General features: G+C 71.6%; 15 protein-coding genes. 11 read left to right on the top strand and 4 right to left on the bottom strand.

Going from position 1 to position 23,555, the window contains the following annotated elements:
• Positions 1-26 precede the first annotated feature (26 nt).
• The 3 genes from ABH926_RS18835 to ABH926_RS18825 all read left to right on the top strand — a co-directional run bounded on the left by ABH926_RS18835 (position 27) and on the right by ABH926_RS18825 (position 1,639).
• Positions 27-533 (top strand): methylated-DNA--[protein]-cysteine S-methyltransferase, encoded by a 507-nt coding sequence (locus ABH926_RS18835; protein ID WP_370367072.1) that lies wholly within the window; start codon positions 27-29, stop codon positions 531-533.
• A gap of 90 nt (positions 534-623) precedes the next feature.
• Positions 624-1,367 (top strand): 2OG-Fe(II) oxygenase, encoded by a 744-nt coding sequence (locus ABH926_RS18830; RefSeq protein WP_370366957.1) that lies wholly within the window; start codon positions 624-626, stop codon positions 1,365-1,367.
• Complete coding sequence (locus ABH926_RS18825) at positions 1,364-1,639, top strand: Ada metal-binding domain-containing protein (protein WP_370366956.1); 276 nt, start codon at positions 1,364-1,366, stop codon at positions 1,637-1,639. The genes ABH926_RS18830 and ABH926_RS18825 overlap by 4 nt, the downstream gene beginning before the upstream one ends.
• A 10-nt stretch (positions 1,640-1,649) precedes the next feature.
• Here the strand turns inward: ABH926_RS18825 and ABH926_RS18820 are convergent, their stop codons facing one another.
• Positions 1,650-2,552 (bottom strand): GNAT family N-acetyltransferase, encoded by a 903-nt coding sequence (locus tag ABH926_RS18820; protein WP_370366955.1) that lies wholly within the window; start codon positions 2,550-2,552, stop codon positions 1,650-1,652.
• A 502-nt stretch (positions 2,553-3,054) separates the two neighbouring features.
• Here ABH926_RS18820 and ABH926_RS18815 point away from each other — a divergent pair.
• The 3 genes from ABH926_RS18815 (at position 3,055) to ABH926_RS18805 (ending at position 10,522) form a co-directional block, all read left to right on the top strand.
• A complete protein-coding gene (locus tag ABH926_RS18815; protein ID WP_370366954.1) occupies positions 3,055-8,571 on the top strand; it encodes a carboxyl transferase domain-containing protein in 5,517 nt (1,838 codons plus the stop codon).
• An 89-nt stretch (positions 8,572-8,660) separates the two neighbouring features.
• Positions 8,661-9,752, top strand: a complete 1,092-nt coding sequence (locus ABH926_RS18810; RefSeq protein ID WP_370366953.1) for a phosphotransferase family protein — start codon at positions 8,661-8,663, stop codon at positions 9,750-9,752.
• Positions 9,749-10,522 carry an alpha/beta hydrolase family protein gene (locus ABH926_RS18805; protein ID WP_370366952.1) on the top strand — a complete coding sequence of 258 codons (774 nt, stop codon included), beginning with the start codon at positions 9,749-9,751 and terminating at the stop codon, positions 10,520-10,522. The genes ABH926_RS18810 and ABH926_RS18805 overlap by 4 nt, the downstream gene beginning before the upstream one ends.
• Before the next feature lie 9 nt (positions 10,523-10,531).
• On the opposite strand, the gene ABH926_RS18800 is transcribed toward ABH926_RS18805, so the two are convergent.
• Together ABH926_RS18800 and ABH926_RS18795 are read right to left on the bottom strand one after the other, a co-directional pair.
• Positions 10,532-12,892, bottom strand: a complete 2,361-nt coding sequence (locus ABH926_RS18800) for an SGNH/GDSL hydrolase family protein (protein WP_370366951.1) — start codon at positions 12,890-12,892, stop codon at positions 10,532-10,534.
• Positions 12,893-12,953: 61 nt separating this feature from the next.
• On the bottom strand, positions 12,954-13,847 hold the full coding sequence (locus ABH926_RS18795; protein WP_370366950.1) for a hypothetical protein: 894 nt from the start codon (positions 13,845-13,847) through the stop codon (positions 12,954-12,956).
• Positions 13,848-14,030: 183 nt separating this feature from the next.
• Here ABH926_RS18795 and ABH926_RS18790 point away from each other — a divergent pair, with 183 nt between their 5' ends.
• Entirely contained in the window at positions 14,031-14,225 is a 195-nt protein-coding gene (locus tag ABH926_RS18790; protein ID WP_370366949.1) for a DUF6229 family protein, read from the top strand.
• 7 nt (positions 14,226-14,232) lie between these two features.
• On the top strand, positions 14,233-17,112 hold the full coding sequence (locus ABH926_RS18785; RefSeq protein ID WP_370366948.1) for a type 2 lanthipeptide synthetase LanM family protein: 2,880 nt from the start codon (positions 14,233-14,235) through the stop codon (positions 17,110-17,112).
• On the opposite strand, the gene ABH926_RS18780 is transcribed toward ABH926_RS18785, so the two are convergent.
• On the bottom strand, positions 17,046-19,145 hold the full coding sequence (locus tag ABH926_RS18780; protein WP_370366947.1) for an ABC transporter ATP-binding protein: 2,100 nt from the start codon (positions 19,143-19,145) through the stop codon (positions 17,046-17,048). The two genes, ABH926_RS18785 and ABH926_RS18780, sit on opposite strands and share 67 nt — an antisense overlap.
• A gap of 142 nt (positions 19,146-19,287) precedes the next feature.
• Between ABH926_RS18780 and ABH926_RS18775 the strand changes: the two genes are divergently transcribed.
• The 3 genes from ABH926_RS18775 (at position 19,288) to ABH926_RS18765 (ending at position 23,532) form a co-directional block, all read left to right on the top strand.
• Complete coding sequence (locus tag ABH926_RS18775; RefSeq protein ID WP_370366946.1) at positions 19,288-21,474, top strand: NEW3 domain-containing protein; 2,187 nt, start codon at positions 19,288-19,290, stop codon at positions 21,472-21,474.
• Between the two features lie 108 nt (positions 21,475-21,582).
• On the top strand, positions 21,583-22,347 hold the full coding sequence (locus ABH926_RS18770) for a heparin lyase I family protein (protein WP_370366945.1): 765 nt from the start codon (positions 21,583-21,585) through the stop codon (positions 22,345-22,347).
• Positions 22,348-22,452: 105 nt separating this feature from the next.
• Positions 22,453-23,532, top strand: coding sequence for a LacI family DNA-binding transcriptional regulator (locus ABH926_RS18765; RefSeq protein ID WP_370366944.1), 1,080 nt, complete (start codon positions 22,453-22,455; stop codon positions 23,530-23,532).
• Positions 23,533-23,555 lie beyond the last annotated feature (23 nt).

Genomic DNA, 23,555 nt, shown 5'->3' with positions numbered 1-23,555 from the left:
CGGCACAGACTGGATCCATGGATGAGATCACCGTATACACCGAGATCGAAAGCCCCATCGGGCCGCTGCTGCTGGTCGGCGTGAAGGACCGGGACGGCGGCCTGCGCCTGGCGTCGTTGTCCATGACCGGCCAGCGCACCGCGCCGAGGATCGGCGCCGGCTGGGGTGCCGACACCGAGGCGTTCGCCGAGGTGATCCGGCAGCTGCGGGAGTACTTCGCCGGCAGCCGGACCAAGTTCGAACTCGACTACGCCGTCGCCGGCAGCGACTTCCAGCGCCGGGTGTGGGACGCCCTGGACACGATCCCGCACGGCACGACCACCACCTACGGGGCCCTGGCCGCCGCCCTCGGCCTGCCGCGCGACCGGGTGCAGGCGCTGGGCGCGGCGATCGGGGCGAATCCGCTGCTGATCGTGCGGCCATGCCACCGGGTCGTCGGCGCCGACGGATCGATGCGCGGGTACGCCGGGGGCGTGGAGCGCAAGCAGTGGCTGCTGGCCGCCGAAGGGGCGATCGCGCCGCTGCTGGTCTGACGGCGGACGCCCCACGCCGCACGCACGAGAACGAGTACCGAGTACCGAGTACCGAGTACCGAGCACCGAGCACCGAGTAAGGAACCTGCCATGCCCGCCCACACCGCCCCCGACAGAGCCGTCGCCACCAACGCCGACGCCACCCTCGCCGACGCCGACTGGTCCTCGATCGCCGCCGAACTCGACGCCTACGGCTGCGCCCCGACGCCGCGCCTGCTCACCCCCGAGCAGTGCGGCGACGTCGCAGCCCTCTATGACCGGCCCGAGTTGTTCCGCACCACCGTGGACATGGCGCGCCACCGCTTCGGCTCCGGCCAGTACCGCTACTTCACGCACGACCTGCCCGACATCGTCGCCACCCTGCGCCGTGCGCTGTGGCCGCACCTGCTGCCGATCGCGCGCGACTGGGCCGAGCGGCTGGGACGGCCCGCGCCCTGGCCCGACGAGCTGGAGGAGTGGCTGGAGCGCTGCCACGCCGCCGGCCAGGCCCGCTCGGCGCAGATCCTGCTGCGCTACGGTCCCGGCGACTGGAACGCGCTGCACCGCGACGTCTTCGGGGACATGCTCTTCCCGCTCCAGGCGGTCATCGGCCTGGACGCCCACGGCGCCGACTACACCGGCGGCGAGTTCCTGCTCGTCGAGCAGCGCCCGCGCGCCCAATCGCGCGGCACCGCGACCCCGCTCCCGCAGGGCCACGCGCTGATCTTCACCACGCGCGACCGGCCGGTGCGCTCCGCGCGCGGGTGGTCGATCGGGCCGGTGCGGCACGGTGTCAGCACCGTGCGCTCCGGGCGGCGGCACGCGCTGGGCCTGGTGTTCCACGACGCCGCGTGAGCAGCCGCACCTGGACGTTGCTCGGCGCGGACGGCCGACCGTACGAGAGCCCGGCGCCCGGCACGCTCGGCGGCCACCGACGCCTACGCATCTACGGCCGCCTGGACTGCCCCTCGGCCCTGCGCCACATCGCCGCCGGCCACTACACACCGCACCGCGTCTTCTTCGCCGACGAGAGCACGGCCCGGGCCGCCGGCTACCGGCCCTGCGCGCGCTGCCTGCCTGAGCGGTACCGCGCCTGGCAGCTGGAGCGAACGCGACGTCGAGCCTAGCGACCAGGGGCTAAGCGTCCCGGTGCATATCCCGGATCTCCGGCCGTGCCTGGAATCCCGCGGCCTTGTACGTCGCGACACCCCCGGCGTTCGAACTGGGCGTGGCCACGATCGCGCTGGAGGATCCCAGTTCCCGCAACGCCGCCGCCGCGGCCGCCGTGATCGCCGTCCCGTACCCGCGCCCGCGGTGGTCCCGATGCACGCCCATCGGCTCCAGCAGCCCCGGCCGGCCGGGACCGGCCGACCACACCGTCACCGCCGCCACCGCCTCGCCCTGGTCGTCGTAGGCGAGCAGGCAGCGCGCGTCGGCGTACATCGGCCCGGCCGCCATCACGTGCCAGTAGTCCTCGGTGAACGTCGAGTTGTCGAACGCCGCGCGCTGCACCGCGACCCGCTCCGAGACCTGCTCGAGCGCCTGCTCGGGTGCTTGTTTTAGCGCCTGCTCGGCCCGGACCACCTCGATCCGCAGGTCCGGCTCCTTCACCGGCTCGGCCAGATCGCGGCGCAGCGGCGTCCACGGCTCGTCGGCGCTCCATCCGTGCTCGGCCAGAACCGCCTGAAGCACGGCATCCATCGGCGCCTCGATGTTGGCCGCACCGGGGGTCAGCACATCGCGCTCGGGATCGGCCACGTCCGCGACCACCTGCCGCGCCAGCTCCTCGTCCTGCCGCGCGTCCGGCGCGATCGTCATCCGCAGCAACCCGGGCCCGTCCAACAGCCCGACGGCCAGGATCCGGCCGTCCCGGCTCCACGTCCGCACCGCCGCGGCCGTGGTGTCCGCGCCGAAGCGCCAGAACCAGCCCAGATCCCCCGGATGCAGCTGCATCGGGGCCCCTTCGTGCTGCCACTCGCGCAGTGCACCCACCGCCGCACCCAGGCCGTCGGCATCCGGCTTGCCCAGTTTGATCGCCATGTCCCGATCACACACCAGGGCGGCGGCGGTCGCACCTGGTTTCCGGTCAGGCTCCGCCGCACTCGTCGATGAGCTTGACGCGCGTGCCGATGCCGCTTCTTCTTCGAGATCTGGTACGACAAAGCAGACGTGGTAGAACGCGGTCATCCGACCATCATCACCACAGGTGGCCGGCGAAAGCACAGCAATAAGCAATAGAGCGCCCACCCCGCCACCGGCGTTACCGTCGAAACATGACCGGTCACCGATCCCCGCGCCCGCCGGCTGCCGCACCCGCCCGACATGCCGCCGGATCCGTAACCCCCGCGCCACCGACCGGCGCCCTACTGACCAGTAGCCCTCCCCCCACCTCATGCTCCGCGGAGCCCCGCTCCCGTTGCACTACACTCCGACCAGTCACAACCAGCTCGTCCGGCCGACACCAACGACTGCGCGGGGAAACCGGCCAGCCCACAACCGGTCGTACGACTGGTGCCTGGGAATAGAGGAAGGGCTCCGACCGGTGTTCAGTCGTGTCGCCATCGTCAACCGTGGTGAGGCCGCGATGCGGCTCATCCACGCGGTCCGGGAGCTGAGCGCGCAGAGCGCGACGCCGATCGAGACCGTCGCCCTGCACACCGACGTGGACCGCGACGCCACCTTCGTCCGCGAGGCCGACATCGCCTACGACCTCGGTCCGGCCGCGAACCGCCCGTACCTGGACCTGAAGCTGCTGGAGCGCGCGCTGCTGGAGTCCGGGGCGGACGCGGCCTGGGTGGGCTGGGGCTTCGTCGCCGAGGACCCGGCGTTCGCAGAGCTCTGCGACCGGATCGGCGTGACCTTCATCGGCCCCGACGCCGAGGCGATGCGCCAGCTCGGCGACAAGATCGGCGCGAAGCTGATCGCCGAGGAGGTCGGCGTGCCGGTGGCGCCCTGGAGCCGGGGCGCGGTGGAGACGCTGGAGGCCGCCGTCGAGGCGGCCGGGCGGATCGGCTACCCGCTGATGCTCAAGGCCACTGCCGGCGGCGGCGGGCGCGGCATCCGCGTCATCACCGACGAGTCCGAGCTCGTCGACGCCTACGAGCGCACCAGCCAGGAGGCGGCGCGCGCCTTCGGCTCCGGCATCGTCTTCCTGGAGCGCCTGGTCACCGGGGCCCGGCACGTCGAGGTCCAGGTGATCGCCGACGGCCAGGGCACCGCGTGGGCCCTGGGCGTGCGCGACTGCTCAGTGCAGCGCCGCAATCAGAAGGTGATCGAGGAGTCGGCCTCGCCGGTCCTGGCACCCGAGCAGGCCGCGGAGCTGAAGTCCTCGGCCGAGCGCCTGGCGGTCCGGGTCGGCTACCGCGGGGCCGCGACCGTGGAGTTCCTCTACCACCCCGGCGACAAGCAGTTCGCGTTCCTCGAGGTCAACACCCGGCTTCAGGTCGAGCACCCGATCACCGAGCTGACCACCGGCTTCGACCTGGTCAAGGCGCAGCTGCACGTGGCGGGCGGCGGCAAGCTGGAGGGGCGTCCGCCGGCCGAGCGCGGCCACGCGATCGAGGCCCGGCTGAACGCCGAGGACCCGGACCGCGACTTCGCCCCCTCCCCGGGCCGCATCGCGCGCCTGGACCTGCCGGCCGGCCCCGGGATCCGGGTGGACACCGGGGTCTCCGAGGGCGACACCATCCCGGCCGACTTCGACTCGATGATCGCCAAGGTCATCGCCTACGGCCGGGACCGCGACGAGGCCCTGGGCCGGCTGCGCCGGGCGATGGCCGAGACCTCCGTGGTCATCGAGGGCGGCACCACCAACAAGAGCTTCGTGCTGGACCTGCTGGACCAGCCCGAGGTGATCGACGCCTCGGCCGACACCGGCTGGATCGACCGGGTCCGCGCCGAGGGCCGCCTGGTCTCGCACCGCAACGCCGCCGTCGCGCTGGCCGCCGCGGCCATCGACGCCTACGAGGACGAGGAGCTCGTCGAGCGGGCCCGGCTGCTGTCCACCGCCTCCGGCGGGCGTCCGCAGGTGCAGCACGACTCCGGCCGGCCGCTGGACCTGAAGCTGCGCGGCGTGGGCTACCGGGTCCGGGTGGCGCGCGTGGGCGCGCAGCGGTTCCGCGTCGGGATAGAGGCCGGCGACGGCCACGGCGCGCAGTCCCAGACTTTGACACAGACACAGACCGCCGACGTCGAGCTGGACCGCTTCGACCGGCACACCGGCCAGATCGTGGTCAACGGCGAGCGCTTCCGGCTGCTGACCGCCACCCACGGCTCGGTGCACCAGGTCGAGGTGGACGGCGTCACGCACCGGGTCAGCCGCGACGAGGGCGGCGTGGTCCGCTCCCCGGCCCCGGCGCTGGTGATCGCCACGCCGCTGGAGGTCGGCGCGGAGGTCGAGGCCGGCGCCCCGGTGGTCGTGCTGGAGAGCATGAAGATGGAGACGGTGCTGCGCGCGCCGTTCAAGGCCCGCCTGAAGGAGCTGGCGGTCAGCGTCGGCAGCCAGGTGGAGACCGGGGCCCCGCTGCTGCGGCTGGAGCAGATCGTCCAGGAGGACGCCGCGGACGCCGCGGACGCCGCCTCCGCCGCCTCCGCCGCCGAGGCCGTCGAGCTGGACCTGCCGGAAGCCCCCACCTCCGTCCCGGTCCGCACCCGGGTGGCGCAGGGCCGGGAGGACCTTCGCAGCCTGCTGCTGGGCTTCGACGTGGACCCGCACGACGAGGGCCGCATCCTCAGCGGCTACCTGCAGGCCCGTACCACGGCCGTGGAGGAGAACCTGCGGCCGCTGGCCGGCGAGCTGAGCCTGATCGAGGTCTTCGCCGACCTGGCCGATCTGGGCCTGAACCGCCCGGCCGCGATCGGCATCGAGGAAGTCAACGGCGACAGCCAGCTGCACAGCGCGCACGAGTACTTCCACACCTACCTTCAGAGCCTGGACGTGGAGCGCGCCGGCCTGCCGGAGTCCTTCCAGGCGGCCCTGCGCAAGGCGCTGGCCCACTACGGGGTCACCGACCTGGAGCGCTCGCCGGAGCTGGAAGCGGCGGTGTTCCGCATCTTCCTGGCCCGTCAGCGCTCTGCCACCGACGCCGCCGTGGTCGCCGCGCTGCTGCGCGCCTGGCTGCGCGAGCTGCCGCCGGACGAGCTGCTGCGCGAGCCCGCGGGCCTGGCGCTGGAGCATTTGATCGCGGCCACGCAGGTGCGCTTCCCGAACGTAGCGGACCTGGCCCGCGGCGTGGTCTACGCCTGGTTCGGCCAGCCGCTGCTGCGCCGCAACCGGGCCCGGGTCTACGCCGGCATCCGCAAGCACCTGCGGTACCTGGACGAGAACCCGCAGGCCTCCGACCGCGCCGAGCACATCGCGGAGATGGTGCGCAGCACCGAGCCGCTGGTGCGGCTGCTGGGGCAGCGCCTGGTGCACGCGGACCTGGACAACTCGGCGCTGCTGGAGGTCCTGACCCGGCGCTACTACGGCAACAAGGGCCTGACCGGCATCCGGACGGCCGAGGTCGGCCGGACCCCGTTCGTGGTCGCCGAGCGCGACGGCTCGCAGCTGGTGTCGGCGGCGGTGCCCTTCGACCGGCTCGGGGACGCCCTGGACGGCCTGGCCGACCTGGCCGCCTCCCCCGGCGCCCTGGACGCCGACATCTACCTGCTGTGGGAGAACCAGCCGGACACCGACGAGGCCGCGAACGAGCTGCAGGCCGTGATCAGCGCGCACCCGCTGCCGCAGCAGGTGCGCCGGGTGACCGCGACGGTGGCCGGGCGGCGCAACGCCGTGATGCACCACCACTTCACCTTCCGGCGCTCCACCACCGGCATGACCGAGGAGCGGCTGATCCGCGGCCTGCACCCGTACATCGCCGAGCGGATGCAGCTGGAGCGGCTGAACAAGTTCGACCTGACGCGCCTGCCGTCCTCGGACGAGGACGTGTACCTGTACCAGTGCGTGGCGCGGGAGAACCCGGCCGACGACCGCCTGGTCGCCTTCACGCAGGTGCGCGACCTGACCGAGCTGCGCGAGCACGACGGCCGGCTGGTGGCGCTGCCCACGGCCGAGGACGCGATCGCGGCGTGCGTGGACTCCATCCGGCGCGCGCAGCTGCGCAAGCCCTCGAACAAGCGGTTCAGCACCAACCGCGTCGTGGTCTACCTGTGGCCAGTTTCCGACATCAAGCGCTCGGAGCTGTTCCTGATCGCGCAGCGCATCCTGCCCTCGACCGTCGGCGCGGGCCTGGAGGAGATCGAGCTGATCGGCCGCCAGCGCTCCTGGAAGACCGGCGAGCTGATCAAGATCGCGGTCCGCGTCCGCTTCGACGGCGACGGCAACCCGGCGCTGTCCGTCGGCGAGCCCACCCTGGACCCGATCGAGCCGCTGGACGACTACCGCCTGAAGGTCCTGCGCGCGGCCAGCCGCGGCACGGTGTACCCCTACGAGCTCGTCGACTCTCTGGGCGAGTTCACCGAGCACGACCTGGACGACGAGCACAAGCTGGTGCCGGTCGAGCGGCCCAAGGGCCGCAACACCGCGGCGATGGTGGCCGGCGTGATCAGCACCAGGACGCGGCGGCACCGGCAGGGCGTCACGCGCGTGCTGCTGCTGGGCGACCCGACGAAGTCGCTGGGTGCTTTGTCAGAGCCCGAATGCCGCCGGGTGATCGCCGCGCTGGACCTCGCCGAGCAGATGAAGGTCCCGGTGGAGTGGTACGCGCTGTCCTCCGGTGCCCGCATCTCGATGCAGTCGGGTACGGAGAACATGGACTGGGTCGCGGCCGCGTTGAAGCGGATCGTGGAGTTCACCCAGGATGGCGGCGAGATCAATGTGGTGGTGAACGGCATCAATGTCGGCGCGCAGCCGTATTGGAACGCCGAGGCCACGATGCTGATGCACACGCGCGGTGTCCTGGTCATGACTCCGGACTCTGCGATGGTGCTGACCGGTAAGCAGGCGCTGGACTTCTCCGGTGGCGTCTCGGCCGAGGACAACTTCGGCATCGGCGGCTATGACCGGGTGATGGGGCCCAACGGCCAGGCGCAGTACTGGGCCCCGAACCTGACCGCCGCGCGCGATGTCCTGATGGCGCACTACGACCACACGTACATCGCCCCCGGCGAGTCCTCCCCGCGCCGCGCCGGCACGGACGACCCGTACGACCGCGACATCTCGAGCTTCCCGCACACCTTCGCGGGCTCGGACTTCACCACGGTCGGCGAGATCTTCAGCGCGGCGGCCAACCCGGACCGCAAGAAGGCGTTCGACATCAGGACCGTGATGCGCGCGCTGTCCGACCAGGACCACCCGGTCCTGGAGCGCTGGGCCGGCATGGCGGGCGCGGAGACTTCGGTGGTGCAGGACGTGCACCTGGGCGGGCTGCCGGTCTGCCTGGTCGGTATCGAGTCCCGGGCGGTGCCGCGCCGCGGCTTCCCGCCCACCGACGGCCCGGACACGTACACCGCCGGCACGCTGTTCCCGCAGTCGTCCAAGAAGGTGGCGCGCGCGATCAACTCGGCGAGCGGCAACCGTCCGCTGGTGGTGCTGGCGAACCTGTCAGGGTTCGACGGCTCCCCGGAGTCGATGCGCAAGCTCCAGCTGGAATACGGCGCCGAGATCGGGCGCGCGATCGTGAACTTCCAAGGCCCGATCGTGTTCTGTGTGATCTCGCGCTACCACGGCGGCGCGTTCGTGGTCTTCTCCAAGGCCCTGAACCCGAACATGACCGTCCTGGCGCTGGAGGGCTCCTTCGCCTCGGTGCTCGGCGGCGCCCCGGCGGCCGCGGTGGTGTTCGCCGGCGACGTGAACTCCCGCACCGCCAACGACCCCCGCATCCGCGACCTGGAAGCCCGCGTCACCGCCGCCACCGGCACCGACCGCGCGGCCCTGGCCGCCGAACTCGACGAACTCCGCACCTCGGTCCGCGCCGAGAAGGTCGGCGAAGTCGCCACCGAGTTCGACCGCGTCCACAGCATCCAGCGCGCGGTCCAGGTCGGCTCGGTGGACGAGGTGATCAAGGCCGCCGAACTGCGACCGAAGATCATCGCTTCGATCGAGGCCCGGTTGGGGTAAGGGGGCTGATGAGGCGGCGGCGGTCTCGGCGGCCGCCGCCGCCTCTTCGGTCTCAGCCTTCTGCTTCGGCTGCCCGGTAGCCTCGGACCATGACGACCGCCGCCGACATCGCCCGCTTCACCGGCCCCTACAACCTCCCCGACGGCGAAGTCCCGGTCATCGACGGCACCCCGCACTGGCCGTGGGACGAGGCGGTCGCGCGGCAGCGGCTGGCACGGATCGCGCGGTCGGCCGGGCTGTCCTTGACCGGCGACGAGGTGTTCGTCGAGAGCGGCTCCAACGACGCCTGGCTGCTGCCGGAGGCCGTCCTGCGGGTGTGCTGGCGCGGCGACGTCGACCGGCTGGTACGCGAATCCGAACTCGCGATGGTGCTTCCGGAGGGCGTCCCGGGGCCGCGGGTCCTGGACTGCGGACGCGACGGCGCCCTGAGCTGGATGCTGGTCAAGCGCCACCACGCGACGTCGTTATGGCACGCCTGGCAATCCGAGCCCGCGCCGGTGCTCCACGACTACGTCACACAGCTCGCGGACATTATGCGGCGCCTGCACGAATGGCACCCGCCCGCGGCGATCCTGGAGCGCTACCGCGCAGCCGAGGCCGCCGACACCGAAACCGACCCGGTGCGCATCGCCGCCAGTACCCTGACACCGTTGGCCGCCGCCCACCTGCACCGGCTCATCGAGCACGCCCGCGACCGGCCGTATGTGGACGCGGCCATACTCGACCGGATCGCCGCCCGCCTGTCGGCCACCGCCACCGCCGCAGCCGGGGCCGGGGCCGGTATCGCCCTGCCGATCGACCGCACCGCCGACGTCCTCCTACACGCCGACTGCACCCCTGCCAACGTCCTCATCGAGGACGGCCGCATCATCGCGCTCCTGGACTTCGAATGGTCCCGCCTCGGCCCGCGCGACATCGACCTCACCCTGCCGTCATTCTGGGCCTGGGTCGACGGCCAGCGCCCCGACAACGGCCGGCCGGCCATCGTGCCCTGGCTCACCGAGGCCTACCCGGCCCTGGCGACCACGCCCGAGCGCCACTGGTTCCACCGCACCGGCTTCGCCCTGCGCGGGCTCATACACTGGCCGGACTACGCGCCCGAAGCCGAGTTGCCGCTCGCTCACCCGGTGCGGCAGCTACGCCACCTCGCCGACGCCGAACAGGAAAGAGAAGCCGAGTGAACATCTCAGTGATCAGCGGGCTCGCGTTCGGAGACAGCGGCCAGCGCCTGGATGTCTACGGCCCCGACGCCGACGAGCAGGCCCACCCCGTCGTCCTGCTGTGGCACGGCAGCGGCCCCGACGAACGCGACGTCCTGGCTCCCCTGGCCAGGGCGACGGCTTCCCTCGGCGTGGTGTGCTTCGTCCCGGACTGGCGGCCCGACGCCGAGGACGCCGGACGCACCCACCTGCGCGAGTCCGCCGCATTCGTTCAGCAGTACGCAGCCGACTTCGGCGGCGACGCGACACGGAGCACGCTGGCCGGCTGGTCGCGCGGCGCCAAGATCGCGGTGGCCGTCGCCCTGGACGCCGCAGCGCTCGACAGCTGGCGGCCGCGAGCCGTCGTCGCAGCCGCCGGGGGCTACGTCACCGCGGATCCGCTCACCGGCCAGGGGGCGATGGACCGGCTCGGCGGCGGCGACGGCGACACCGAGACCGAGACCGTCGAGCTGGCCGCATCACCCATCCCCATCCATCTGATCCACGGCACCGCCGACACCATCGTCGACGTCGACCAACCCCGCCGCCTGCACACCGCCCTACGCCGACGAGGCTGGCCGACCACCCTCACCGAGCTCGACGCGGACCACGCCGGCGTCGTCATGACCGTGTACGACCCCGAGCTGCGCCGCTGTGTCCCGAGCGATTCCGACCGCGTTCTGCGCGCTGGGAACCAGACGGCGCAGCTCATCGCGCAAGCCGCGATCAGCCCGTCATCGAGCTCTGTCTAACCCCTCACCTCACAACTTCGACAGATCCACCACATTCGCCATCGCCTGATACCCCGCCGAGCTCGGGTGCAGGTGATCGCCGCTGTCGTAAGCCGCCAGCAGCGCCGCCGGATTCGCCGGATCCCGCACCGTCGCGTCGAAGTCGACGTAGCTGTCGAACACCCCGCCGTTGTTGCGCACGAAGCTGTTCACCGCCTGCCGCTGCGTCTCATAAGCGCTGGTCCAGGCGCTGTAGCCCTCGAAGGGGGTGACGGTGGCGGCGATCACCGTGATGCCCTTGGCGTGCGCCGCGGCGGCGATCTGCTTCAGGCCGGCGATGACGGCGTCGGCGGAGGTGCCGGACTTGATGTCGTTGACCCCCTCCAGGACGAGCAGGGTCCTGACATTGCTCTGGCTCAGCACGTCGCGGTCCAGGCGGCTCAGGGCGCTGATTCCGCCGTTGCCGCTGCCCTGCACGCCGGTGAAGTCGTCGCTCACCACCCGGTTCGCGCTGATGCCCTCGTCGATCACGCCCCGGTGCGGGTACTGGCTGGCGGACAGGCGGCGCCACAGATCGTTGGGCCAGCGGTCGTTGCCGTTGTAGGTCGAGCCGACGCCGTCGGTGATCGAGTCGCCGAGGGCGACCACGGTGCCGACGGCCGGGCCGCTGGGGACCACGTCCACGCCGGACAGCAGCGTCCAGAAGCCGAAGGTGTTGTTCACCGGGTAGTTGCCGACATCAGTGGTCTGATCCCCGGCGTTGTCCGCCGTGGAGTACATGTCCTGCATGCCGAGGCTGTGCTGCGACTCCAGCTGCACCGTGCCCGGGAAGTACACGCTCACCAGCAGGTTCGCGTCGGCCGGGACGGTGAACGGCACCGCGTCGCTGATCGCCTGGCCGCCGCCGGGAATCGTCGTGGCCTGATTCCCGGTGAAGGTCAGCGTGGCCGGGGCGCCGGTGGCGACCGAGGTGCTGCTCTGCACCGCGACCGTGACGTGCCCGACGTTCACCGGCACGCCGACGAACGCGTTGTCCAGCCGCACCCGGACCTGCGTGCCGCCGACGCTCGAATGCTCCACCATCCGCAGCGTGCGGTTCGTCCACGGCCCCGGCACCAGCCCGTCGTCGGCCGCCGCGGCCCAGCTGCCGCTGAACGCCCCGGCCGAGGCGCGCACGCCGAGCGCGAAGACGTGCAGCTCGTTGCCGGCCGGCGGGGACACCAGGGTCGGCAGCGTCAGCGAGGCCAGCGTCTTGCCCGCCGCCAGCGGCACCGACTCCACGTAGAGCTTCGCCGTGGCCGCCGCCTGGCCGCCCGCCTGGTTCCAGTGCGGCAGCGACACCGCCATCGTGTCCGTCGCCCCGGTGATCCAGTCCGGCGTGCCCAGCGTGTAGTTCTGCGTGCTGCCGTCGCTGTACGTCAGCGTCCCCGAACCCGACGCGGCGCCGTCCGTACTCGTCGCCAGGAAACTCAGGGCACTGCCGGAGGCCGAGTAGGCGATCCGCTGCCCGTTGGCCACCACGTTGTCCGGCTGGCCCGCCGCGACCTGCGGCAGCGCCAAGGACGCGGCGCCGGCCACCACGCGCGCGCCCGGCGACCAGCCGGCCGCCATCAGGTCCTGCTGGGAGAAGCTGTTGCCGTAGCCGTCCAGGTTCGCGCCGGTGACGTCGCTGTCATCGCTGATGCCGACATTGTTGAACGCCGAGGCCAGGCCCGCCGCCGGCGCCGTCGGCGCGAAGGCCGCCGCGAACACGTGCATCGCCGAACCGCTGCCCCCTGTAGCGTTCGGCAGCGTCACCGACGCCACGGCCTTGCCGGCGATCAGCGGCACGGTGGTCGTGAACAGGCTCACCTGGTGCACCTGCCGCCCGCCGGTGGAGTTCCGGTAGGGCGCCACCGCGGCGATCGCGACGGTCCCGGTCCACCAGTCCGGCACGGACATCGCAAAGCTCTGCTTCGTCCCGTCGGCGTAGGTCACCGTCCCGGTTCCGGCCGTGGTGCCGTTCGTGCTGGTCGCCACCAGGTCCAGGGCGCCGCCGGAGCCGGCGTCGGCGAACGTCTGGCCGGCGGCGACGGTGTCGTCGTTCTGGCCCGGCGCGATCTGCGGCACGCTCACCCGCGCCCCGTCGGCCAGGGTGACCACCGCCCCCGGCGACCAGCCGTCGGCGGCCAGCGCCTGCGCGGAGAAGGCCGACCCGACCCCGTCCAGGTCGGCCGCGGTCGGCGCCGAGTCGTCGCTGATGCCCGCGTTGTCGAAGGTGGCCGCCAATCCGTTCGCGGTCGTGGTCGCGGCACGCGCGGTGCCGTGCATGAAGCCTGCGAAGCTCAGGCTGAGGGCGAACAGGAGCACTGCGGGCCGGCGCAATCGGGCCCGATCGAAGGGAACGTTCACATCTCGGAGTGTCGAAGTACTCTGTGACGCTGTCAATGGCCTGCTACCGAACGTGGGAACGTTACCTGTCAGAGGATTCCGGGATCGCGCTCAGCAACGCGGTGATCGAGGTGTCGCCGATGGCCGCCAGATCCGCGGCGGCCCGCGCCCGCTCCCAGGGCTGCGCGTCGAGCGCCAAGGCGGCGACCCGATCGGCGATCGCCGGCGGCACGGAGGTGTCACCGGCTGCCATCAGCTCCGCGGTCACCCCGTACACGCCGCCCAGGAAAGCCCTGCCGTGCACGGTCAACTCGATCGTCCCGCACGCCCGCAACGCGCCCCAGTCCCCGGCCGTGATCGCGGCGCCGGCCACGTCGGAGGCCGCCTTCGGGCCGCTCAACGCGTGGTAGCCGGCATCGGCGCCGAGCACCAGAACGGCCCGGTGGACCGCGATCGCGGTGCGCAGCCGGGGATCACCGGAGGCGATCTCCACGAGCACTTCGTCAGCATCCTGTGAAGCCAGTCGGCTGACTCGCGCGTCATACAGCGCCCTGGACTCCTCCCACGACAGCGCCGAGATCCATGCCGCGACAGCATCGATGTCCTCGTCGGCGAAGAACGCCCACGGGGCAAGCCCCTCCCCCGTCACGGCATGCCAGGTGCGCTCCACTACCTCCGGCTCGACCCGCGTCCGGTTCCGTACCAGAACCCTGACCTGCCCCGGCACCGGCGGCACCGGACAATCCCGCAGACCCGCCGCCAGCCGTATCCCGTGCTCGACCTCCCCGTGCAGCGCCTGGTACCAGGCGTAGGCCAGGGTGATCAATGCTCGCGACGCCTCGTCGGGCAGAGCGGCGATCGCCTCCTCCCACAGCGCCGGCACCTCGGCCACCCGTCCCCGGGCCGCCATCGCGTTCGCCCGGTCGCCGAGGGACGCCGCCACCGCCCGCATCGCATCCCGGTCCGGACCCGGCATATCAGTCATCATGCGCCTCGATAGATGTCAGTACCCTGTCAGCCACTGAATGAGTACAAATACGCGTATCTTCCTGCTTGTCAGTCCGCACAGTGAGATATATACAGAACACATTGGGGACGAACCAGACGGTGATCCGCGGTCCGTACCCCGCCACCTTCCTTCCACCTCCGGAGGTCCCGCATGCCCAAAACCGAAGTCCTCGGCCGCGTCGACGACGTCATCAGCAGCTGGCTGAGCTCGGCCGACGAAAGCCCGGCCGGCCCGCTGTACACCGGCGGCAAGTACGCCGAGGCCGACATCGTCGGCGCCGTGGTCATCATCACCCGGGGCACGTGCAGCTCCTGCACCGCCTCGCGCGGCGGCGAGTGCTGCTGACGCTCAGGTGACCCCCCGCTTCTCCGGCGAGTTCGCCGGAGCACTGGGCTGCCTGGCCGCGCCGATCTCGGCCGGCCTGGCGGCCCGGCTCGCCGCCGTCGAACCGCTGTCCGGCCCGGAGCGCGCCGCGATCGCCGAGGCCGCCGAGCGCGCCATCCTGGAAACCGTCCACCGCAAGGTCAGCAGGGTCCTGCTTCTCGAACTCAACGCCGCGCGCGTGACCGGGCGGCTGAGCGCCCAGGACTCGGCCGGCCGCTGGACCGAGTTCCTGAAGATCGCCGACGACCCCCGATTCTGGCACTCCCTGGGCAGCCGCTACCCGACTCTGGGCGCGCGCCTGGACACCGTCATGCAGCGCCGTGCCGATGCCGCGCTGACGCTGGCCCGCCGTTTCGCCGCGGATCGCAGCACTCTGACCGCCCTCACCCGAGTCGACCCCGGCGAGCTGCGCCATGTCGACTTCGGAGCCGGCGACAGCCATCGCGGCGGACAGTCCGTGGCGATCCTGGAACTCGATCAGGCCAAAGTCGTCTACAAGCCCCGCCCGGTCGACGTCGACAAAGCCCTGAGAAGCCTGCTGGACACGGTCCTGCCCGACGTCCCGGCGGCCACGCGCATCCGCGTCCCCGACGTCATCACCCGCGACGGCTACGGCTGGAGCGAGTTCATCGAACACCGCTACTGCGCCTCCGAGGCCGAGCTGAGCACGTTCTACCGCGGCGTCGGCCACTGGCTGGCCGTGATGCGCCTGCTCGGCGGCAGCGACCTGCACACCGAGAACGTCATCGCGCACGGCCCGGTCCCGGTCGTCGTGGACTGCGAAACCCTGTTCAGCACCATCCCGCAGGGCCCGCCCTCCGGCATGGGCCTGGCGGTGGACGCGGCGGCCAGGCTCGTGGACGAGACCGTGCTGCGCGTCGGCATGCTCCCGAACCGGGGCGCGGCCCTGGGCTGGCGCGGCGTCGACTCCTCCTCCGTGGGCGCGCTGCCGGACGAGCAGCCCGCGGGGCAGGTCCCGGTCATCATCGACGCCGGCACCGACCACGCGCATCTGGGCTACGCCGAGGCCACACCGCAGCCCGGCGCCAGCCTGCCCAGCCCGAAGCCGGCCCTGGCCGACCACTGGGAGACGGTCGCGGCAGGGTTCGAAGAAGGCTCGGCCGCGCTGGCCGCCGCCGATGACGCCGACATTCTGGAAGCGGCGATGGCGGCCTTCGGCGACTGCCAGATCCGCATGGTGCTGCGCGCCACCGATGTCTACGAAGAAGTCGCGCGCATGCTCTGGCACCCGGTCTCGCTGCACGACGAGCCGGCCGCCGTGCACCGCGCCACCGGCCTATTCGTCCAGATGGCACAGCAATCCTCGGCGGCGCCCAGCGACCCGGACGTCGTCGCGGCCGAGATCGCCGATCTGCTCACCGGCGACATCCCCTACTTCGGCACCACGCCCCACACCGGCCGGCTCACCGGCCCCGACGGCACGCACTGGCTGCCGGAGCGGGACCTGGTGGCCGACGCGCTGACCCGCTGGCGCGGCGCCGATCTGGAGTTCGATCGCGGCATCATTCGCGCGAGCTTGGTCAGCGCGTATCTGAACTCGGACTGGACGCCCAGCAAGGGACTGCGGCCGCCGACCGTCATCAGCACGCAGGACGTCGACAAGCGTCGCAGAACCCTGGCAGCGGGTCTGGTCCGGGAGGTCCGCGACAGCGCGACCCGCGGCGCGGACGGCACCGCGACCTGGATCGCGCCGGTGCTCAGCCTCACCGGCTGGGTGGTCCAGCCGCTCAGCCCGGACCTGTACAGCGGACTGCCGGGCGTGGCCCTGCTGCTGGCCGCCTACCAGCAGGAGACCCAGTGCGGCCGCGCCGATCCGATCGCGGAACTGCCGCCGCTGCTCGACGCCACGGTCCAGACCATCCGGCTGGCCGGCGACCACGCGGCGAAGCTGCGCGCCGACGGCGTGGCGATGCGGCCCCGCGAGCCCGGCGGCTGGGTCGGCCTCGGGTCGGAGATGTGGACCTGGCTCACCTTGCCCCGCCTCGGCGTGGTCGGCGACGAAGCCCTGGACCGGGCCCGGGCGCTGGCCGCCCAGATCCCCGAGGCCATCGGCGACGCCGAGGAGTACGAGATCGTCTCCGGACCGGCCGGGGCCATCGTGCCGCTGCTCCAGCTGAGCGCGGTGACCGGCGAGCAGCAGTGGACTGACATCGCTGGGCACATCGGCACCGTGCTGTGCGACGCCGCGCTGACCAGGGACGTCGGCGTCGCCTGGCCGACCACGCGCTGGCCCGGGGGCCTGGGCGGCTGCGCGCACGGAGCCTCGGGTATCGGCTGGGCCCTGGCCCGGCTCGCGCTGGCCACCGGCGACGCCCGGGCCGCCGAGACGGCGCGCGCCGCGTTCGCCTTCGAGGAGTCCTGCTACGACGAGGCCGCCGGCGGCTGGACCGACCTGCGCGAGATCGAACCCGGCCTGACCGCCAACGCCTGGTGCCACGGCTCGGTCGGGATCGCCCTGACCCAGCTGGACCTGGCACGCCGCGGCTGGCCGGCCGACGGCGTCGACAGTGTGCTGCGACGCGCCGCGATCGCCGCCTACGGCCACGGCATGGGCTGGAACCACACGCTGTGCCACGGTGAACTCGGCGTCTGGGAGCTGATGGACGCTGCCCTGCGCGCCGGCTTCGCCCCGGAGGGCGTGGACCGGGAGGGCTTCGAAGCCCGCATCCTGGCCAGTCTGGAGGAGAACGGCGCGATCAGCGGCATGGCCCGCGAGGCGTTCTCGCCGGCGATGATGTCCGGGCTCGGCGGTGTGGCGTATCAGCTGCTGCGGATGGGGGAAGGAAGCGCCTTGCCTTCGGTGATGGTGCTCGACGATCCACTCTGAAGGGCGGGTTCGGCCTCGGCGGGCCGGATCGACTGGGCTGGTTCGATCCGCTCGCCGAGGCTGTCGCCCTTTTCAAAGCTCTGCCGTTGCAGCCGGTAGGAGCGCGCGTACCAGCCGTCGGCCGCGATCAGCTCGGTGTGCGTGCCCTGCTCGGCGACCAGGCCGTCGGCGAAGACGTAGATGTAGTCGGCGCATTCGGCGACGTTCCCCAGCCGGTGGGTGATCATCACGATCGTCCCGCCGTACTCGCGCAGCCGGCGGTAGAACGCGGCTTCGGCGGCGGCGTCCAGGCTGGACGTCGGTTCGTCGGCGATCACCAGCGACGCGCGCCGGAAGAAGCCGCGGGCCAGGGCCAGGCGCTGCCACTGGCCGCCGGAGACCGACAGGCCGCCGCTGAGGCTGCGCTCCAGCAGGGTGTCGTAGCCGCGTGGCAGGGCGCTGATGAACCGGTGCGCGCCGGCGTGCTGGGCCGCCTCCTGGATCCGCGCCGGGTCCGGGTCCGCGGTCCAGTCGCCGATGCGGATGTTCTCGCGGGCGGTGAACGGGAAGCGCGTGTGGTCCTGGTCGATGAAGGCGATCCGGGAGCGCAGCGTCTCGATGTCCATGGCCGCGCTGTCGTGGCCGTCCCAGGTGATCCGTCCGGAATCGGGCAGGTACAGCCGGGCCAGGAGCTTGGCCATCGTGGTCTTCGCCGCGCCGTTCTCCCCCACGAACGCGACCACCTGGCCGCGTTTCACCCGCAGCGAGACGCCAGCGACCGCCGGTGTCGTCGTCCCCTGATAGGCGAACACGACGTCCTCGGCGACGATCTCCTGGAAGTCCTCGGGTGTCGGTTCGTCCCCGGCTGACGGAAGATGCCCGGCCGCGTCGTCGCAGAACGAGCGGTAGTCCTCCAGATACAAGCCCTCGGCGTACAGCTCGTTGATGTCCATGGCCAGGCTGAGCAGCGCCTGCTGGACGCGGCTCACGGCCAGGTACGCCGTGCCTCCGACGGCCAGCGGAATCGCCTGCCGCCACAGCAGCAGGGCCAGCACCGCGTAGACGAGCCCGGTGAACAGCCCCGCGATGGCGTTGCCCACGACCATGGACGACGTCTCCGCCCGGACCAGTTGCAAGCGCTCGGTGAGGTAGGCATCGGTGATTCGGCGGTAGCGCTCGACGAGGTACCCGGACAGCGACAGCGCACGAACCGCCGCGGCCGAGGTGGTCGTCACCGACAGCTGGGTCAGCAGGGTCTGCCTGCGCCGCCCCTCCACCCAGCGGACGAACACCTTGTAGTCCAGCCGGGCCACCCGCACCGCGGCCCACCAGCGCGGCACCACCGACAGCAGGAGCAGCGGCACCAGCACCGGATGCAGCACCGTCAGCACCCCGGCGACGCCGATGAGCGTGGCAAGGCTCTGCAACACCTGCTGCGTGATGGCCAGCATGCTGCGCGCCGAGATGGATCCGCGCTCGGCCCGCTGCGAGGCGTCGACCCAGTCGGCCTTGTCGAACGCGACGAGTTCGGCGCGCGTACACAGCTCCTGCAGCCGGATCATCGCCTTGGCGTCCATCATCGGGCCCAGCTGCTGCGCGAACGCTTTGGCCACCGAGTCGCACAACGACCGCGTGGCGGTGAGCACCAGCACCACGAGCATCGACGGCAGCGCCGCACGGATCCGGTCCGGGGTGGCGCCGGCGCCGAACAGCGGGGCCAGCACGTCGGTGGTGGCATAGAGGCTGAAGGCGCCGGCCAGCGAGGAGGCCGTCTGCACGGCCAGCAGCGCGGCCGTGCGCGGTCTGGAGGCCTCGGCGGCCAGCCGCAGCGAGGTCCCGATCAGCAGCGGCAGCCGGCGCGCCACGGTGCCGAACCCGGTCCCGGCGGTGTCGGCGTAGCCGGCGCTCCAGGCGTGCGGGTCCGGGGCCAGGTCGTCGACGACGGTCACGGGCACCGCGTCCACGTCGAACATCCGGGTCATCCGCCGCCACAGGCGAGCCCACCGCGTCATCAGATCAGTCTCGCCGACCCGGCGGGAGTCGTCGAGAGTCATCGGGGCCTGATATCGCCCGCGGGCACTCCTGCACGAACCCTGCGCGGAACTGATTGAAACTGACCCTTCCCAAACACTTGCGCACGGCGCTCGCGCTTCTTACGGTGACTCGGCGAGATCAGTCCTCTCCCTCGGAGGTGATATGTCCCGCACCGCCCCACGCCGGCGGCTGTTCGGCGCCGTCGCCGCGGCCGTGATGGTGTTCGGCGCCGTGACGGCCGCCGCACCAGCGGTCTCGGCCGCCGCCGGCACCGCAGCCGCGCCCGCGATCAACACCCACCCGTCCTACAACAGCCTGTCGCTGACCCCGCCGATGGGCTTCAACGACTGGGCCGGCTTCGAATGCAACAGCGACATGAACGAGACGCTGTTCACCAAGACCGCCGACGAGATCGTCTCGCTGGGCCTGAACAAGCTCGGCTACGACTACGTCAACATCGACGACTGCTGGATGCAGAAGACCCGCGACGCCAACGGCAACCTGCAGGTCGACGCCACCCGCTTCCCGCACGGCCTGAAGTGGCTCGGCGACTACATCCACAGCAAGGGCCTGAAGTTCGGCATCTACGAGGACGCCGGCTACTACACCTGCCAGGGCGCGGCAGGCAGCTACGGGCACTTCCAGCAGGACGCCGACCAGTACGCGTCCTGGGGCGTGGACTACCTCAAGCTCGACTACTGCTACGAGCCGATGGACGCCTTCCCCGGCAAGTCCGAGAGCCAGGTCGCGCAGATCGTCTACACCGAGGCCAGCCAGGCGCTGCTGAACACCGGCCGTCCCATGCAGTTCTCGGAGTCGGCCCCGGCCTACGTCTGCTGTTCGGGCTCTGACTTCACCAACGAGCTCACCTGGCTCTACCAGCACGGCAACCTGTGGCGCTTCGGCTCGGACATCTACGACGCCTGGCCGAGCGTGCTGGAGAACTACAACGAGGACAACACCCCGGGCCTGGCACAGTGGGCCGGCCCCGGACACTGGAACGACGCGGACATGCTGGAAGTCGGCAACGGCGGGCTCACCCCGACCGAGGAGCAGACCCAGATGACGCTGTGGGCCGAGATGGCCTCGCCGATCCTGCTGTCCACCGACCTGTCCAAGCTGACACCGACCGAGGTGGGGATCGTCTCCAACCCCGACGTGGTGGCGGTGGACCAGGACAAGCTCGGGGCACAGGGCACGATCGTGCAGTCCGGCGCCGGATACGACGTGCTCGCCAAGCCGCTGGCGAACGGCGACGTGTCGGTCGTGTTGTTCAACAAGGGCGACACCGCGCAGACCGTCACGACCAACGCGGCCGCGATCGGGCTGCACAGCAGCGGCGCGCCGTTCCAGCTGACCGATCTGGTCAGCAAGGCGGTCAGCGCCAGCGACGGCACGATATCGGCCTCGCTCGCGCCGCACGCGACGGCCATCTACCGCGTGCACCCCGGAGGCGACAAGCACCTGCCGATCCACACCGCGGCGACGATCAGCGGCGCGCCGCTGGCGGCCGGGGTTCCCACGCCGGTCACCGTTTCCTTCGGCGACTACGGGTACTTCGACGCGCAGCAGCCCTCTGTCACGCTCAAGCTGCCGGCCGGGTGGACCGCGACGCCCTCCTCCGTGAAGCTGAAGAACGTCAAGCCCGGGACGTCGGCGACGGCCACGTTCGTCGTCACGGCCAGTACGCCGCCACCGGGCAAGGTGACGACGACGCTGACGGCGTCCGTCGCCTACCGCGATCGCGGAACGCCGGCCACCGACAGCGCCGACCTGTCCAACGTCACGAACACCCCCTTCCCGACGCTGGCCGGCGCGTTCAACAACACCGCGATCAGCGACGAGTCCAACCCCGGCCCCGGCAACTTCGACGGAGACGGCGACAGCTACTCCGCGCAGGCGCTCGCCGCCGCGGGCGCCACTGCGGGTGCCACGATCACGGCCGGCGGCACGACGTTCACCTGGCCGTCCGCGGCGACCGGGACGAACGACAACGTGGCGGGCAGCGGCGTGATGGTGAACCTCAGCGGGCAGGGGTCCAAGCTCGGCTTCCTCGGTTCGGAGGCCGGCTTCGACACCGACACGGTGACGGTGACCTACACGGACGGCACGACCAGCAGCGGCAGCCTCGGATTCCCGAACTGGTGCTGCTCCTCGCCGACCGGGTACGGCGCCACGCCGGCCATCGTCACCACGCACCGGAACACGCCCAGCGGCCCGGCGAACTTCGGGGTCGACTACGACGTGTTCTACAACTCGATCGGGATCGACGCGACGAAGACGGTGAAGACGGTGACCGTGCCCAGCGATCCGGCCATCCACATCTTCGCGATGACGGTTCAGCCATAGGGTGAGTGCCGCCGGGCTACTGCGGGCCCGGCGGCGCTTGTTCTTGTTGCGCAACAGATGTTGAGGATTCCTCACACCTGAGCCCGCGCCGCGTTTAGTCTTCAGCCCATGACGACTGCTTTGCATCGCAGAAGGCTCACTTTCTGGGCCGCGGGCGCCGCCGCGCTGGCGTTGACCGGCGGTGCCGTCGCCATCGCCACACAGGCATCGGCGACCGGCGACAAGCCCGGCAGCGCGCCGAGCGCCGCCGGGAAGGTGATCTGGAAGCCGAACACGGCGGTGGGACCTTCGACGTTCGCCTCGGTGCAGTGCGCCCCCGGCGACTTCAAGGTCGTCTCCAGCGGCGCGAAGGGCAAGGTGTGGCAGGCGGTGCAGGCCGCCGGGCAGGAGCGCTGCGAGGCGCTGGGCCCGACGCTGACCGCCGGCCAGACGTTCTATGTCGGCTGGGCGGCGAAGGTCGACATCGCCGACAGTGACGACCGGTACATCTTCCAGCTCAAGTGCGACCCCAGCACCGGCACCGCCAACCACCCGATCGAGATCGACGCCACCAACGGCCGCGTGCGGCTGCAGGAGTGGGACATCCACCACGTGGCACACCCGCTGTGGACCGCGCCGATCGTCAACGACCAGTGGCATTCCTACGCGCTGAAGATCCATCTGGCACGCACCGGAGGCACCATCGACTTCTGGTACGACGGGACGAAGCAGACATTCACCACCGGCTCCGGGACCTTCACCGGAACCACGTACGACGGCACCAGCGACTACCTGAAGTGGGGCTCGTACCACCCCTCCCCCGGCGACGCCGCCACCACCTTCACCAGCCCGACGATGGCCACGACGCTCCAGCTGGCGACCGCCGGGTCCTGAGGCGCCGCGCGGCGCCTGCCGGTGGCCCGTGTACTGCGCGGATACGTTTCCGACCACCTGCGTAACGATCTATCGCAGCAGACTGTCTTCCGCTATGGTCACTCCATGGTGGACATCCGCGAGCTGGCACGCCTCAGCGGCGTCTCCCCCGCCACGGTCTCGCGCGCGCTCAACGACCGGGCCGAGGTGAGTCCGCAGACCCGGCGGCGGATCCTGGAGATGGCCGACCGGCTCGGCTACTCGCCGAACCAGCCGGCGCGCACGCTGGTCCGGCGGCGCTCGGACATGATCGGGCTGATCTGGGACACCGGCTACACCAACCAGGACCGGCGGCATCCGTTCCTGCTGGACCTGTTCGTCGGGATCAAGCAGACGCTCGCGGAGTCCGGGTACCACCTGATGGTGCTGTCCACGGCCGGCGCGGCGAGCCCCGCCGACGTCACGCTGTACCTGCGCGCGGCCCAGCAGCACAGCCTGGCGGGCGTCATCATGATGGGCGTGGACGCCGACCACCCGGCGATCACGGCACTGGTCGACGCGGGCACCCCGTGCGTGGGCATCGACCTGCCGCTGCACCGCAACCGCACCACCTACGTCACCTCCGACAACCGCGCCGGCGCCGCGACCGCGGTCCGCCACCTGCACGGACTCGGCCACACCGCGATCGCCACCATCACCGGCCCGCACGCCCTGATGCCGGCCGCCGAGCGCCTGGCCGGCTACCACGCCGAGATGGCCGGCCTGGGCCTGACCCCGGACCCCCGGCACATCATCGAGGGCGACTTCTTCCTGGACAGCGGCTACGAGGCGGCCCGCCGCCTGCTCGACCTGCCGCAGCCGCCCACCGCGATCTTCGCCGCCGGCGACGAGATGGCCATCGGCGCGCTGCACGCCCTGGCCGACGCGGGCCTGCGCGTCCCGCACGACATGGCCGTGGTCGGCTTCGACGACATCGAGGCCGCGGCCCTGCTGCGCCCGACCCTCACCACGATCGCCCAGGACCGCGTGGCCCTCGGCGCCGGCGCGGTCGAGGCGCTGGTCGACGCGCTGGACGCGGACGACGGGACGGCGCACGCGCCGCTGCACGTGGCGACGCGGCTGGTGGTGCGGGGGTCTTGCGGCGGCCAGAGCCGGGCGGTGGAGCAGGCGGCGGGGCAGGCGGCGGGGCGAGCAGTCCAGAACTAACGGCGCCCGCCGCTGGCTAGGCT

It is taken from the genome of Catenulispora sp. GP43 (genome assembly GCF_041260665.1).
GTDB lineage: Bacteria > Actinomycetota > Actinomycetes > Streptomycetales > Catenulisporaceae > Catenulispora.
Note: the sequence above shows the minus strand (reverse complement) of the source record. Positions and strands in the feature narration are given on the sequence as shown.

Coding starts and splice junctions, on each gene's coding strand:
- ABH926_RS18765 (WP_370366944.1), top strand. CDS start 22,453: ATGGTGGACATCCGCGAGCTGGCACGCCTCAGCGGCGTCTCCCCCGCC.
- ABH926_RS18795 (WP_370366950.1), bottom strand. CDS start 13,847: ATGCCGGGTCCGGACCGGGATGCGATGCGGGCGGTGGCGGCGTCCCTC.
- ABH926_RS18830 (WP_370366957.1), top strand. CDS start 624: ATGCCCGCCCACACCGCCCCCGACAGAGCCGTCGCCACCAACGCCGAC.
- ABH926_RS18770 (WP_370366945.1), top strand. CDS start 21,583: ATGACGACTGCTTTGCATCGCAGAAGGCTCACTTTCTGGGCCGCGGGC.
- ABH926_RS18810 (WP_370366953.1), top strand. CDS start 8,661: ATGACGACCGCCGCCGACATCGCCCGCTTCACCGGCCCCTACAACCTC.
- ABH926_RS18820 (WP_370366955.1), bottom strand. CDS start 2,552: ATGGCGATCAAACTGGGCAAGCCGGATGCCGACGGCCTGGGTGCGGCG.
- ABH926_RS18780 (WP_370366947.1), bottom strand. CDS start 19,145: ATGACTCTCGACGACTCCCGCCGGGTCGGCGAGACTGATCTGATGACG.
- ABH926_RS18790 (WP_370366949.1), top strand. CDS start 14,031: ATGCCCAAAACCGAAGTCCTCGGCCGCGTCGACGACGTCATCAGCAGC.
- ABH926_RS18775 (WP_370366946.1), top strand. CDS start 19,288: ATGTCCCGCACCGCCCCACGCCGGCGGCTGTTCGGCGCCGTCGCCGCG.